This window comes from Martelella mediterranea (genome assembly GCF_004342225.1).
GTDB classification, from domain to species: domain Bacteria; phylum Pseudomonadota; class Alphaproteobacteria; order Rhizobiales; family Rhizobiaceae; genus Martelella; species Martelella mediterranea_B.
In genome coordinates this window covers 1-13871 of sequence record NZ_SMAR01000029.1, presented here as the reverse complement: position 1 = coordinate 13871, position 13871 = coordinate 1, and the positions used below count along the sequence as shown (strand labels likewise).

8 protein-coding genes and 1 tRNA gene are annotated in these 13871 nt (G+C 52.0%); 3 read left to right on the top strand and 6 right to left on the bottom strand.

Annotated elements, in window-relative coordinates:
* Positions 1 to 125: 125 nt before the first annotated feature.
* Positions 126 to 458, top strand: coding sequence for an iron-sulfur cluster insertion protein ErpA (erpA, locus tag EDC90_RS15690; protein WP_132313307.1), 333 nt, complete (start codon positions 126 to 128; stop codon positions 456 to 458).
* Positions 459 to 543: 85 nt separating this feature from the next.
* Here erpA and EDC90_RS15685 read toward each other — a convergent pair whose 3' ends face one another.
* Positions 544 to 1911 carry a uracil-xanthine permease family protein gene (locus EDC90_RS15685; RefSeq protein ID WP_132313305.1) on the bottom strand — a complete coding sequence of 456 codons (1368 nt, stop codon included), beginning with the start codon at positions 1909 to 1911 and terminating at the stop codon, positions 544 to 546.
* Positions 1912 to 2095: 184 nt separating this feature from the next.
* Between EDC90_RS15685 and xth the strand changes: the two genes are divergently transcribed.
* Positions 2096 to 2887 carry an exodeoxyribonuclease III gene (gene xth, locus EDC90_RS15680; protein ID WP_132313303.1) on the top strand — a complete coding sequence of 264 codons (792 nt, stop codon included), beginning with the start codon at positions 2096 to 2098 and terminating at the stop codon, positions 2885 to 2887.
* Positions 2888 to 3047: 160 nt separating this feature from the next.
* Here xth and EDC90_RS15675 read toward each other — a convergent pair whose 3' ends face one another.
* Positions 3048 to 3845 (bottom strand): tetratricopeptide repeat protein, encoded by a 798-nt coding sequence (locus EDC90_RS15675; protein ID WP_132313301.1) that lies wholly within the window; start codon positions 3843 to 3845, stop codon positions 3048 to 3050.
* 572 nt (positions 3846 to 4417) lie between these two features.
* Here EDC90_RS15675 and EDC90_RS15670 point away from each other — a divergent pair.
* Positions 4418 to 4504 (top strand) — tRNA-Leu (locus tag EDC90_RS15670).
* 273 nt (positions 4505 to 4777) lie between these two features.
* Here EDC90_RS15670 and EDC90_RS15665 read toward each other — a convergent pair.
* The 4 genes from EDC90_RS15665 to EDC90_RS20920 all read right to left on the bottom strand — a co-directional run bounded on the left by EDC90_RS15665 (position 4778) and on the right by EDC90_RS20920 (position 13429).
* Positions 4778 to 5926 (bottom strand): porin, encoded by a 1149-nt coding sequence (locus EDC90_RS15665; RefSeq protein WP_132313299.1) that lies wholly within the window; start codon positions 5924 to 5926, stop codon positions 4778 to 4780.
* A gap of 503 nt (positions 5927 to 6429) precedes the next feature.
* Positions 6430 to 9921, bottom strand: coding sequence for a DNA polymerase III subunit alpha (dnaE, locus tag EDC90_RS15660; protein WP_132313297.1), 3492 nt, complete (start codon positions 9919 to 9921; stop codon positions 6430 to 6432).
* Between the two features lie 652 nt (positions 9922 to 10573).
* Complete coding sequence (locus EDC90_RS15655) at positions 10574 to 12766, bottom strand: putative bifunctional diguanylate cyclase/phosphodiesterase (protein WP_207903933.1); 2193 nt, start codon at positions 12764 to 12766, stop codon at positions 10574 to 10576.
* Between the two features lie 507 nt (positions 12767 to 13273).
* Entirely contained in the window at positions 13274 to 13429 is a 156-nt protein-coding gene (locus EDC90_RS20920) for a hypothetical protein (protein WP_165972857.1), read from the bottom strand.
* Positions 13430 to 13871: the final 442 nt, after the last annotated feature.

Here is a 13871-nt window from a genome sequence, read left to right as displayed (position 1 = left end):
CCCGCGCCGTTCTTAACTAAATTGACGAGGTATGAAAAGACGCGGCTTCGGTCGCGCTCAACGCATGAGGCCCGCAAGCCTTGATCCATCGCGATGGAAAGCAGCGGGACCATTGGAGACGCGAAATGAATACGCAAACTGTCACGCTGTCAGAAGCGGCGGCAAAACGCATTGCCAGCATCGTAGCGAAGGAAGAAGGAAAGCAAGCCCTTCGGGTTTCCGTCGAAGGCGGTGGCTGCTCGGGCTTTTCCTATAAGTTCGATCTGGTCGAAGGCGCCGAAGACGACGATATTCTGATCGAAAGAGACAATGCAAAAGTGCTGATCGACAAGATTTCGCTGGTCTATATGGCTGGTTCAGAGATCGATTTTGTCGACGACCTCATCGGTCAGTCTTTTCAGATCCAGAACCCCAACGCCGTCGCGAGCTGTGGCTGTGGAACCAGCTTCTCGATCTGATCTTTTCCGATAAGAACATCCGAACGGAAACGCCGCAACCCTGAAAGGCTGCGGCTTTTCTTTTTGGCTGGCCCCCCTCTCCGGCCTAATCCTTGATGGTCTTGCCCGCATTTTCCGGAATGACCAGCGAAAGAACAATCGCCGAAAGACCGGAAAGCGTGATCGGCGTTGCAAACACCTTCTGAATAAGATCTGGCAGTTGCTGCATGGACTGCGGCACAAGCGTAACGCCGAGACCAAGACCGAACGAGACGGCCATGATGTAAACCTTGCGGTGATCGATAGGCTCAGACGCAAGAATACGGATGCCTGCAACCGCAATCGAACCGAACAGAACGACCGTGGCACCGCCCAGAACCGGCTTAGGCACCAGCAAAAACGCACCGCCAACAATCGGGAAGAAGCCCAGTACAAGCAGAATACCGGCGATATAGTAGCCAACGTGACGGCTGGCGACACCGGTCATCTGGATTACACCATTGTTCTGGCTGAAGGTCGTGTTCGGAAACGTGCCGAAAATCGCGGCGATACCGGAATTGATGCCGTCCGCCAGCACACCGCCCTTAATGCGCTTAAGATAAGTTTCCCCCTGCACCAGCTCACCTGAGATCACCGAGTTTGCGGTCAGGTCACCGGTCGTTTCAATCGCCGTGATGAGATAGACGAAGGCAATCGGAATAAACAGGCCAATATCGAAATCTATGCCGTATTTGAAAGGAATCGGCAGAGCGAAAACCGGCTGTGCGCCAAGCTTCGAGAAATCGACCATCCCGAAAAAGATCGAAACAATAAAGCCAACGACAAGGCCTAGCATGATTGCAGCGATACGCACCATCGGCCGGCGGCTGAACGAGAAGAAAACGATCACAGCCACAACCAGAAAGCCGAGGAACAGATTAACAGGTGCGCCAAACGTATCGCCAGCACCGGCTCCACCAGCAAAATCGGTAAAACCCGATTTGACGAGACTGAGACCGATCACCGTGATCACGATGCCGGTAACGGTTGGCGTAATGATGCGCCCCATCTTGTCTATGAACTGGCTGAGGACAATTTCAACGACGCAGCCAAACAGGCAGAGACCAAACAGCATGGCCAGAATATCTTCAGGTGTTCCGCCACGCTCCTTAACCGCAAAGCCGGCGGCAAGAACCACACCGAGAAAGGCAAAGCTGGTGCCCTGCAGGCTGAGGAGGCCAGATCCAACCGGCCCGATGCGCCGGCACTGAATAAAGGTCGCCACACCGGAAACAAACATCGCCATCGCCAGAAGGTAAGGCATATGAGCGCCCAGCCCCAATGCGCCGCCGATGATCAATGTCGGCGTCACGATGCCGATAATGCTGGCCAGGATGTGCTGGATCGCCGCCAGAAAGGAAGCGCCCGGCGAAGGCACGTCGTGAAGTTTATAAATAATGTGGTGGTGTTCTTCACCAGCAGTTGTTTCGCTCATAGATTTCTCTTTCTCAAGCGGCGTAGGCCGCTCTGTTTCCCCTTAGAGTGTGCAAAAACTACAAAGCAAAAACTGTGCCATAAAATTGTCACAAGCCAGTTTTGCAACCGGCAAAGGTGGCATTTGCATTTACCGGGCGGTCTCAGGCATAAGAAGCCTGCTAACCAACACGGACAAAACCCCAATGAGAATCGCGACCTGGAATATCAACGGCATTAAAGCCCGGATTGACAATCTGACAAACTGGCTGTCGAACGAAAAACCCGACATTGTCTGCCTTCAGGAAATCAAATCCGTCGATGAAGCCTTCCCGCGCGATAAGATCGAAGAACTGGGTTATCATGTCGAAACGCATGGACAGAAAGGCTTTAACGGGGTCGCTCTCATCTCCGCCAAAAGCCCTGATGAGATCAGTCGCGGCCTGCCCGGTGACGACGATGATATTCAGGCCCGTTTTATTGAAGGTGTTTACGCTGTAAAAGGCGGCGTCATCCGTATTGCATCTATCTACCTGCCAAATGGAAATCCGGTCGATAGCGAGAAATATCCCTATAAGCTCAAATGGATGGCAAGACTGGCCGGTCATGCGGAAGAACGCCTTGCGCTCGAGGAACCGCTGATTCTGGCCGGCGATTATAATGTGATCCCGCGCCCGTCAGATTGCCACGACCCGGCAGCCTGGGCCGGGGATGCACTCTTCCTGCCGCAAACACGTGCAGCATTCTGCAAACTGCTGAACCTTGGGCTTTATGATGCCGTCTCCGGCATGAATGACACCAGTGGGCAATACACATTCTGGGATTATCAGGCTGGTGCCTGGCAAAAGAATAACGGTATCCGTATCGACCATATGCTGATGTCTGCCGAGGCGGCCGACCGAATCGACTCCGTCAGCATTCACAAAAACACCCGCAGCTGGGAAAAACCCTCAGATCATGTTCCGGTTGTCTGCGAGATCAATTACGACTGGGCCTGACCCTGGAGCGCCGTGCATCCATTCGGATGCACAAAGGACGCTCTAACCTATTGAATATAAGCATCGGCCCGAAAATCGATTCCGATTTTCGGGCCGATGCTGTAGGAGCAAGGCGACCATAAAATGTGGATCCAACTCTGATTGCCCAGCTTTCATACAATCAGTGATTGCCGGTGCTCATATTTTGCGCAAGTGCGATGGCACCGCGACGATCATTTTCATCAACAACTGAAAATGACTTTTCCTGCAGATCGCGAATCCAGGCACAATCGCTCGGATTGCACCGACTGACTGCAGCTGTCAGATAAGCAAGCCCAAGAACGGGCTGGCCTTCATTGAAGATGAGATTTCCGAAAACGGCCATAGCCGGAATGTTTCCGTTCTGACGTGCGACATTCAGCCATTTCTTGGCAAGCCGCACATTTTCGGGGCCGCCCTCTCCGTGCAATATCATCTTGGCAAGCCGGTACTGAGCCTCAGGGTAGCCAAAGACCGATGCTGCCTGAAAATAAAGCTGCCGCGCCTGAGCAAGATCTTTTTTCACCGGCGTATCGGCGATCCCGGTCTCATAATATTCGGCAAGCGCCATGAGTGCATTGACGTAAAACCCTGTATCCGGAGATCCTGGCTCGACATCCTCATTCACAAGCTTCAGATAAATCTTGAAGGCTTCATAATCATTTTCCGGTACACCATCTCCGTAGGCATACATGTTGGCCAGTGCCCAGCGTGAACCGGTGTGTCCCTTCTCTGCGGCGTAGCGATAAGCTTCTACCGCCTTATCTTTATCCCCGTCCTTATAAGCCTTGAATCCGAAGCGGAAGAGATCGAAACGCCCGGCATCTTTGGAAACATCGGACTGAACATCAAAAGCGTGGGCACGGCTCAACCCCAAGGTCGCCGAGCACACCGCAGCTACGAGCAGAAGTGAACATAGCTTCACTGGAGCTAGGAACATCAATGTTTCAACTTCACGTATCATCTGACACCATAGGAGCCTGATTGCGCTGACATAACCTTTTCTTCATATTCGAAAAGATCACATCCGCTGCCTGTTTATTCCGGAAAGCCGAATTCCGGCGGTCATTTTGGCTCTGTCCTTAAATGCTCTTCCTTTGTGGCGGGAAATGGACAGAACTTCAGCAATACTTCATACGAAATTTTGATCGATAATGCTGTTGCAGTTGAGCAACAGAGCCTTGCGCTCTCAAAGACGCCCATCACCCCTAACCACGACGCATGAAAAGTTACAAAAAACTCGGAGACGAAAAATGCGGAAACGACACCCAGGACAACAAACAAAGCGGCCGGGCAACGCAGTCAGAAAATGACGTAGCCGGGCAGATTGATTGCTAAGCTCGACCTGCGACGGCGCCATCTCAGCGGCCGCCCGTGGAGGATCGAACGTCAAAAGGAAAGCAGCCCTGAACGGGACAGCTCACAGGAACAGAGCATTAATCCATAACCTGTGTGAATTCTCTTTTCTGGAGTTGCGAACCTCAGCAGGGCATACTAAGGAAACAAGCATCTGCGGGCGTGGCGAAACTGGTAGACGCAAGGGACTTAAAATCCCTCGACCGGATGGTCATGCGGGTTCGATTCCCGCCGTCCGCACCATCTCCAAACTGCGCCCTCCTCCCAAAAGCCAAGCCTTTGCTCAAGAAGCACAAGAGCGAGCGTTGTTCACGCATGACAACCCGCGATAATGGCAGTTTTATCAATCCACCGGCATGTCTTACAATCCACCTCAGAATTGAACGACCAGAAAAAACGGAAAGTAGATGAAGCAGCAAGCGTAGGCCAAAAGACCAATGGGGAAAATAGAGCCGGCTCAACACAAAAAGCCCGGCCAAAAGGCCGGGCTTTCTGTATTCAAATCAGATCAACTGATTAGAAGCTACGCTCCAGACGGAACCAACCACTGAAGAGGTTATCTTCAGGCAGGTTATCAGCCTGGTAGTAGTCAAGGTTCAGCTTGGCAGCCAGACCATCGACGATTTCGTACTCGAACAGAGCGCCGAACTGCCAGTATTCGTCAGCGTCAACCCATACAGAGTCTTCAACATGAGAATACTGTACGGCAGGGGTAACAGTGAACTTGTCCGAAACGTTCAGAGCGTAACCGGCGGCTACAGCCCAATCAACATAAGAACCGTTGATTGTACCTGACGTGCCCGGGAAAACGGTCGAAGAAGCGACACCAAAACCAGAGACGCCGGTGTTAGCATAAGCGTTCCAACCGGATGCATACTGAGCACCAATGTCAAGTGTACCCGGACCGATTTCGAATTCGGTCATCAGGCGCAGCGAGCCTTCTTCGTTGTAGGTGTCATAACCACCGTCCAACTTGGCGGAAACACCACCGGCAGCGAAGCCGATACGACCGGAAACGCCGAGAGCGTTGATGGCCGGCTCATAGTGCGTTGCAGTCGTACCATCAAAGTACATATCCTGCGTCTTGACCATGCTCGGCGTCAGGGCATCAAGCGACAGACCGGCAATGAAGCCATCAGCAACGAAACCATAACGGATCGAGTTGAACTTCGTGTTACCGGACAGATCGTCGATTTCGCCAACAAGACCTTCATCCCAGTAGCTTTCGAAGTAACCAGCCTGGAAGCCACCCAGTGCGAGGTATGTCTGGTCGAGAACAACCTGGTTGCCATCATGGAAACTGTAGGAAGCACCATTATTGCTGTCAGCTTCAGCGTTGATCTGGATGTTACCCGTCAGAACACCAAGCTCGGTGTCGGTTTTCGATGTGATATCGAGGTGACCACGTGTCCAGGCACCCCAGGCACCGTTGCTCAGCGGAGCAGCATCGCCTGCGGAAAAGTCAACCTGGAAACGAATATAACCGCCAACATCGAGGCAGGTTTCCGTACCCGGAATGTAGAAGAAGCCTGCACCGAAGGTGTCGCAAACTTCAACATAGTTCGGAGCAACAGGCTCAACAACCACGACCGGGTCGGCAGCCTGAGCGCCAGTAGCTGCAGCAACAGCAGCAGCGGAGCCGAGGAGAAGGCTCTTAACGTTCATAATGACCTCCAAATAAGGTTTTAAAGCGGGTCTGGGATTTCCGCTAAGCGGTCCCTGCCCCATCCCCTGGATTAAAGAAGATTGGGCCGCATCGCCCTCGCTTCCGAATATGAACATACAAGACGTGGCCGCGTTCGCAATCAAGAACGGCCCCGAATATGCGTTTCCACCCAACCTTCCGCAAACATTGTTGCGAATAGGCAACAGATAGCCGGTCCACCCGCTCAATTCTTAACAAAACACTAACAAAAACAAGCCTTCCCGTGCCCTCAAGGAGCATAATGGCCACGAGATAGACGGTGTCTCAGGCACTCAAGAGAACGCTTAACAAGCCAGCTCTGGGTAAAACCGAACAAACGTTTCGCCGACACAACCGGATTCCCGACTTGAGAAAGCGGAATTGTTTGCGGCGGAAGAGAATCGGTTTCATACGATTCGCAATTCGGGTCTCAAGGCCCGACAGAAGCGTTTGCGGTTTTCAATTCGGCCACGCGCCAGAGCTATCACACAAGCTCGACATCAACGACGCCGGGGACAGACCGCATCGCTGAGGCAATCTCCGGTGAAAGCCGATATGTGCCTGGTAACTCGACTTCAACTTCGCGGACACCTTCAAGCTGAATCACGACAAAAGACACAAGGCCATCACCATTGTCATTCAGATGCGCAGCGAGTGACGCCAAGGGAGAATCCGGACGCACAAAAATTCGCATCGCCTTTTGCTGACGGACCGCTTCTTCTTCGAGCGACTGTACGGTCTCAATACGCATACTGATTCCCTCAGGACGCATATCCGCCGATACAGTGACAACGACAGAGGTGCCGGGCTCCAGAATATCGCGATACTGATAAAGGGCTTCGGAAAACAGGACCGCCTCATACTGACCGGTTCCATCCGACAGGTTAATAATGCCCATGCGATTTCCGGTCTTTGTCTTTCGCTCTTGTTTCCCGACAACCGTCCCGGCAAGGCGCCCGCGGCTGGCACCATTCTTCACGGAAAGAGAAAACTCCGAGAACGACTGTACCCGCATCTTCTTCAAAAGATCGCTATAGGCATCAAGCGGATGGGCGGTCTGGTAAAAGCCAAGCATCTGATACTCACGCATCAGCCGCTCAGAATCTGTTAGCGGCGTGAATTCCGGCAGGATCAGCTTCTCAGGCTCCCCGATATTTCCGAAAATATCGCCTTGTCCGCTCACCCGGTCATCCTGCGTACGCTGCGCGAACCCGATAATGCGATCCATGCCGGCAAGAAGGGCTGCCCGGTCTTTTCCAAAACAATCAAAAGCACCGGCGCAAACAAGGCTTTCGATCACCCTGCGATTGACCTGCTTGGGATCGATCCGCTGACAGAAGTCTTCCAGGTTGTCGAATGGCTTGTCGCCGCGAACCTCAACAATATGCTCGACGGCGGCATCACCAACACCTTTGATAGCGGCCAGAGCATAGTAGATACATTTGTCACCCGGCTCGAAATGCCGGAAGCTTGTCTGAATGGATGGTGCAACGACTTCGATACCGAGCCGGCGCGCATCATGGCGAAAATCGTTAAGCTTCTCGGTGTTCGCCATATCGAGAGTCATAGATGCGGCAAGAAATTCTACCGGATAGTGCGCTTTCAGATAAGCCGTATGATAAGAGACGATAGCATAGGCAGCCGCGTGCGATTTATTGAAACCGTAGTTTGCAAACTTGGCCAGCAAATCAAAAATCTCGTCAGCACGCTTCTTACCGACGCCGCGTTCAACCGCACCTTCGACGAAACGAACACGCTGAAGATCCATCTGCTCTTTGATTTTCTTGCCCATAGCGCGCCGCAAAAGGTCGGCTTCACCGAGCGAGTATCCGGCAAGAACCTGGGCAACCTGCATCACCTGCTCCTGGTAGATGATGACGCCCTGCGTTTCGGCCAGAATGTTATCGATCAGAGGATGGATGGACTCAACTTCCTCCTCGCCATGTTTGCGTGCGTTATAAACCGGGATATTCTCCATCGGGCCGGGGCGGTAGAGCGCCACCAGAGCGATGAGATCCTCGATCCGGTCAGGCATCATGCCGATCAGCGCCTTGCGCATGCCCGCACTTTCCACCTGAAACACACCGACGGTTTCACCCCGCGCCAGCATCTCGAACGAGGCCTGATCGTCGAGCGGCACAGCAGACAGATCAATCTCCACACCCTGACGCGCAATAAAATTGACAGCTGTTTTAAGTACCGTGAGCGTTTTCAGACCGAGAAAGTCGAACTTCACAAGGCCGGCCTGTTCCACCCATTTCATATTGAACTGCGTCACGGGCATATCCGAGCGTGGATCCCGGTACATCGGGACCAGCTGGGAAAGCGGGCGGTCACCAATCACGATACCAGCAGCATGCGTAGAGGCGTGACGATAAAGCCCCTCAATCTTTTGAGCGATTTCAAGAAGCTGGCCGACAATCGGCTCTTCTTCTGCCGCTTCCCGCAATTTCGGCTCATCCTCAACCGCTTTATGCAGAGGGACAGGACTGGCCGGATTGTTAGGAACAAGCTTGCAAATACGATCGACCTGACCATAGGGCATTTCAAGAACGCGCCCGACATCGCGCAAGGCCGCACGCGCCTGAAGCGAACCGAAGGTTATGATTTGCGCCACCTGAGACCGGCCATACTTCTTCTGCACATAGTGGATGACTTCTTCACGCCGGTCCTGACAAAAGTCGATATCAAAGTCAGGCATCGAGACACGCTCAGGATTGAGAAAGCGTTCAAAGAGCAATGAAAAACGCAGAGGATCCACATCCGTGATCGTCAACGCATAGGCCACAAGCGAACCCGCACCGGAGCCGCGGCCCGGCCCCACCGGAATATCATGTTCCTTGGCCCATTTGATGAAGTCGGCAACGATCAGAAAGTAGCCCGGAAACTTCATCTTCTCGATAATACCAAGCTCATAATCCAGGCGTTCGACATAATCTTCATGTGTATGGCCCTCACTGAGGCCAACATAAGAAAGCCGACGTTCCAAGCCCTCAATGGCCTGACGCCTCAACTCGCTTGCTTCGGCTCGTTCTGCCTGTTCCGGATCGTCAGAAGCGCCTGTAAACCGGGGCAGAATGGGCGCACGGGTATGCAAAATGAAGCTGCACCGTTTTGCAATCTCCACAGTGTTTTCAAGCGCCTCGGGAAGGTCGGCAAACAGAGCCAGCATCTCTTCCTGGCTCTTAAGATAATGATCTGGCGTCAGCCGGAAGCGCCGGTCATCAGAGACAATCGCGTTATGCGCCACTGCCATCAGAGCATCATGGGCTTCAAAGTCCTCACGCTTAGGAAAGAAGGCTTCATTGGTCGCCACAAGAGGCAAATCCAGTTCGTAAGCAAGACTGGTCATTCGCCGTTCTTGCTGAACGTTAAAGTCACCGTGCCTTTGAATTTCAACGTAAAGCCTGTCACCGAAGCAGACCTTCAGCGCTTCAAGCCGCTCACGCCCCTTCTCTTCAAACCCGCCAAGCACGGGCTGGTCGACCGGCCCTCCCGGGCCACCGGTCAAAGCGATCAGACCATCCGCACGCGTTTCGAGCCAGGACTTCCTGAGACATACAGCGCCCTGTTCTCCGTCCCCCAGATAGGCCAGCCCGACGAGATCCATAAGATTGGCATAGCCCTGCGCATTAGCAACCAGCAAAACAATTGACGGCAGCTTTGCCACAGCATGAGAACCGCTTTTGCGGTCTCCGTCATTGTCATCTTCCATGTCGATCGAAAACTGACAGCCGACGATCGGCTGCAGCCCTTCACCAATCGACTTTTGTGAGAATTCAAGTGCACCAAAAAGATTATTGGTGTCCGTGATGGCAATCGCCGGTTGATGGTCCTCGACGGTTTGTTTCAGAATTTTCTTCAAAGGTAAGGCACCTTCGAGAAGCGAATACGACGAATGCACACGCAGATGCACGAAACGCACACCCTGAACAGCGGTTCCCTCACCGGCTTCGGCTGAAACAATCTTATCCATCGCTATCACAAACCTCTTAACCGCAACCGGAATCAAGACACATCAATTTTCCATTCATTGCAGAGAGCGGGCCACCTGCGCAACGCCTCAGCGCGCCGTTCACAGAAAACCGGCCTATTGTTCAGCATCGCGACGAAACTCAAAAAGCTGTGACAATCAATGAAAGGGTCAAAACAAAAAGAGAGATCGAAGCAAAAGCAGCAACATCACGCAAAATATCAATCATTATGGCCTCCTGTTCACTTATGTTTTTATATTGTTCTTTTTTTGTTCCGTTTTCAAGTCCAATTCACTCGCCATTTGCGGCTTGGTTGCCAAGTGCTTAACAAAGAATGAGAAAAAAGCGCGCGCGCCTCGGTTCACGCTATTCTTGCGTGCCGACCCCGCAGAAAAAACATCTGCTCTCGTTTCCAACCTGCGTGATATGTCGACTGGGGCCGCGCTCTCAATATCGGTGCAGAGGGCGAATTGACTGAGCAAGAATAACGAAACACAAACGGGAAGAACGAATGAAAGCAAATGAGGTTGCTGCAAACGTACCGGCGAGCCCCTCCAATAAGGTCGACCCAAACTTACCCTAATTCAGCCTTGCCCTTCTGGCCGGTCATTCTGGTCCAGAAACTGTGCTCCACCATAGAGCTGCGGCTGGCCACTAACCCGTTACAGCCGCTGCCAGGAAGTCTTGTTCAAACAATTCCGGTGACACAGGTTTGCCGAAGAGATAGCCCTGAACATGATGGCAGTCCATCTGCCTGAGAAGCCTAAACTGGGCCTCGGTTTCAACCCCCTCGGCAATCACCTCCATCCCGAAACTTCGCCCAAGAAACAAAATGGCACGGATCACAGCTTCATCTTCGGGGTCGATATCGGCATCCCTTACAAATGTGCGATCAATCTTCAGACGTGAAACCGGAAAACGCTTCAACAGGCTAAGCGAAGCAAAACCGGTGCCATAGTCGTCGAAAGCCAGCCCGACTCCAAGTGCCCTCAGGTCCTTCAGCATTCTGAGAGTATTCAGGTCATCGTGCAGCAAAATGTTCTCAACGATTTCCAGTTCCAGCGCGACAGCCGGCAGACCGGTATCGGTCAGAGCCTTTTCGACAACCGACGGGAGATCACCATTTCTGAATTGCGCCTCAAACAGGTTCACGCCCATTGTGAAATCAGGCACGTTCTTCCGCCATTTCACGGCCTGCTGACACGCAGTGCGTAAAATCCATTCGCCGATTTCAGGTGCAGATGGCTTGTGACTGAGGATATCAATGAAACTGATCGGGCTGAGAAGCCCCCTGTCAGGATGGCGCCATCGAATAAGCGCCTCCGCGCCTGTCAATCGACGCGGGTCAGTCGAAAACTGCGGCTGATAAAAAAGCTCGAACTCATTTTGTATGAAGGCACGCTTTAGCTCCTTTTCAAAAGAGCGGCGTTTAACGACAGCCTCGCGCAAGGCCGGTTCGAAAAACGCATAGGTTCCCTTCCCCGCCTGTTTTGCCCTATAGAGAGCCAGGTCTGCGGCGTTCATAAGCGTATCTGAACGCTGACTGTGCACTGGAGCCATCGCAATCCCGACACTGACACCAATTTCTGCTGATAATCTGTCGAGATGATAAGGGGCAGAAAGAGTGGTGATAATCTCGGATGCGTGACGACGCGCTGCTTCCTGATCATCGCCGGATAAGAGAACGACAAATTCATCTCCGCCCAGCCGCGCAACTTTTATGGCATCACGGCATACTTCAAGCAGGCGCGATGTGACCTGCTTGAGAACATCATCGCCTACGGAATGGCCGAGCGTATCATTGATTTCCTTGAACCGATCCAGGTCCATCAGCAATAATGTGCACGCCTGCCCGGCCTCCGCCAGTACACGATCAAGGCACGCGCGCAGTGCATTTCGATTGGGAAGGTCCGTGAGAGGATCAAGGGAGGCCAGCCGGAACAGGCGCTCCTCATGTTCGCGCCGCTCGGTAATATCCCGAATAACAGCACCTGAACTGAATTCACCAGCCTCTTTCCACACAGAAAGAGAAAACTCCGCGGGAAACTCGGTACCGTCTTTGCGACGGGCGGACATTTCGATGATACGGTCCATCACGCTGAGCCGTGACGCATTCAGCACGCGATCCATCTCAGCCTTGAAGCGGTGTAGGCTATGATCCGACAGCAGCAAGTCCACCGGACGGTTCAGAACCTCCGCAGCGGTGTATCCGAAAATATGCTCAGCCGACGTGTTCCAAAAGACAATATGTTCCTTACTATCCGCGAACACGATCGCATCGGCCGATGTCTGAGCAATGCTTTCAAACCTCGCCTGGTTGAATATTCGCAGAAAATTAGCGCGGCGCACCTCCATATGCTCCATGACGAGCTCCGCGATATCCCCCAGCAAGGCAACATCAGCCTCGCTGAAAGTGTAGCGTGGCCTTCTGTCAATCAGACAGACCGTCCCCAGCTTGAAGCCGTCGGCAGTAACAAGCGGTTTTCCGGCATAAAACCGAATAAACGGCTCCCCGGTGACCAGCCCGTTATCGGCAAACCGCGGGTCAGCCAGAGCATCAGGCACAATCATGGTGTCATCCTGAAGGATGGCATGCGCACAGAAAGAAAGGTCACGCCCGGTCTCACAGACATCGAGACCAATATGGGATTTAAAGAACTGTCGTTCCCGGTCAACCAGGGATATCAGGACAATGGGAACATCAAACAGGCGTGCGGCGAGCTTTGTCAGGCGATCAAAACTATATTCCGGCTTCGTGTCGAGGAGCTGATACTCCTGAAGCGCTGACAAACGCCCTTCTTCGTGTTCCGGCATCGGATAGCTGGCCGGTGCTTTTCTTTCGTTCAATTCTGTCTCACTTGCGATTTTAGAAACCGGACGTCTGCAAATTTCTGATCTTGGTGTCACGCCACCCTGACAGTTAAAAGAGCCCGCAATTCACTTTCCTGTCAGTTATACTCAAACCCTATTATATCACAGACACTTCCCGTTCCAAATCGAACCGGTAAAAGATCAATCCGCGTGATCCACAAAGCTCGGCACAATCATTGGGTAGCTGCAAAGGCAAGTTCCCGGCAGCCTGCGACCTAATTGGAAAGCAGTGCTCGCACTGAAACCGGCTTGTCCGCGATGGTGCTAGGCACGCTATCTGCCTAAACAGCCAAATCAGATCCTGCGGCAGACCAGTTTCGGCGAAATGCTGGAACGTGACAAACAAGCTGAAGAATGCAGCCCGTATATTCTCAAAACATCATTCACAACATTCTTGGCCAACCATCCATCAAAGGAAAAGGCGTGAGATTATATTCCTGTGAATATATTCACACACCCTCCTCTTCGATAGCACTTTTAAGTCTAGGCCTTTTCATTCTTGGCCTGATCATATTGCTTTTTGAAACTGTCAATGATGGTCATCAGCGCTTCACGTTTTGAATCACAAGCCGTTTCCCGTCCAAACCGTTCAATGAATTCAGCATGTTCTGTCTTCACGACGGTCGACAAACTGGTCAACCCCTTCTCCTTGAAAGATCGCCGAAAGTTCCGCATATACCGGTTCCAGGCTGCGCGCTCCTCATCTGTACGGAGCGACATGCGATCATCCATCTCTCTTTCCTGCATAGTGAACCCTCTCTTATTTCGTTTAACTATTAAATGCCGAATTAAATTTTTATTCGACATTGATAATTATATTCTATGTAAATTCTATGTAAACAAATTATTTTATTACGCATAAAACATGTAAATACCCATAATAATAAATATTAAATTGGATTAATATTATTAATATATCTTAAAATATATTTCGCATTGAATTTTTCAAATTTCATAATGATAAAAATATTCGAAAAGTAACATTCTTGTATTTACCCACCCCCTTGTCACGGGCACGGATTTCTGAATCCATACAGCCATGGATCGAAATGATTTGCAGCGGCTTTCGAAGGACGAACTG

Excerpts from the sequence above, each read along its gene's own strand:
- dnaE (WP_132313297.1), bottom strand. The coding sequence starts at position 9,921 with ATGGATAAGATTGTTTCAGCCGAAGCCGGTGAGGGAACCGCTGTTCAG.
- EDC90_RS15665 (WP_132313299.1), bottom strand. The coding sequence starts at position 5,926 with ATGAACGTTAAGAGCCTTCTCCTCGGCTCCGCTGCTGCTGTTGCTGCA.
- erpA (WP_132313307.1), top strand. The coding sequence starts at position 126 with ATGAATACGCAAACTGTCACGCTGTCAGAAGCGGCGGCAAAACGCATT.
- EDC90_RS15685 (WP_132313305.1), bottom strand. The coding sequence starts at position 1,911 with ATGAGCGAAACAACTGCTGGTGAAGAACACCACCACATTATTTATAAA.
- EDC90_RS15675 (WP_132313301.1), bottom strand. The coding sequence starts at position 3,845 with ATGTTCCTAGCTCCAGTGAAGCTATGTTCACTTCTGCTCGTAGCTGCG.
- xth (WP_132313303.1), top strand. The coding sequence starts at position 2,096 with ATGAGAATCGCGACCTGGAATATCAACGGCATTAAAGCCCGGATTGAC.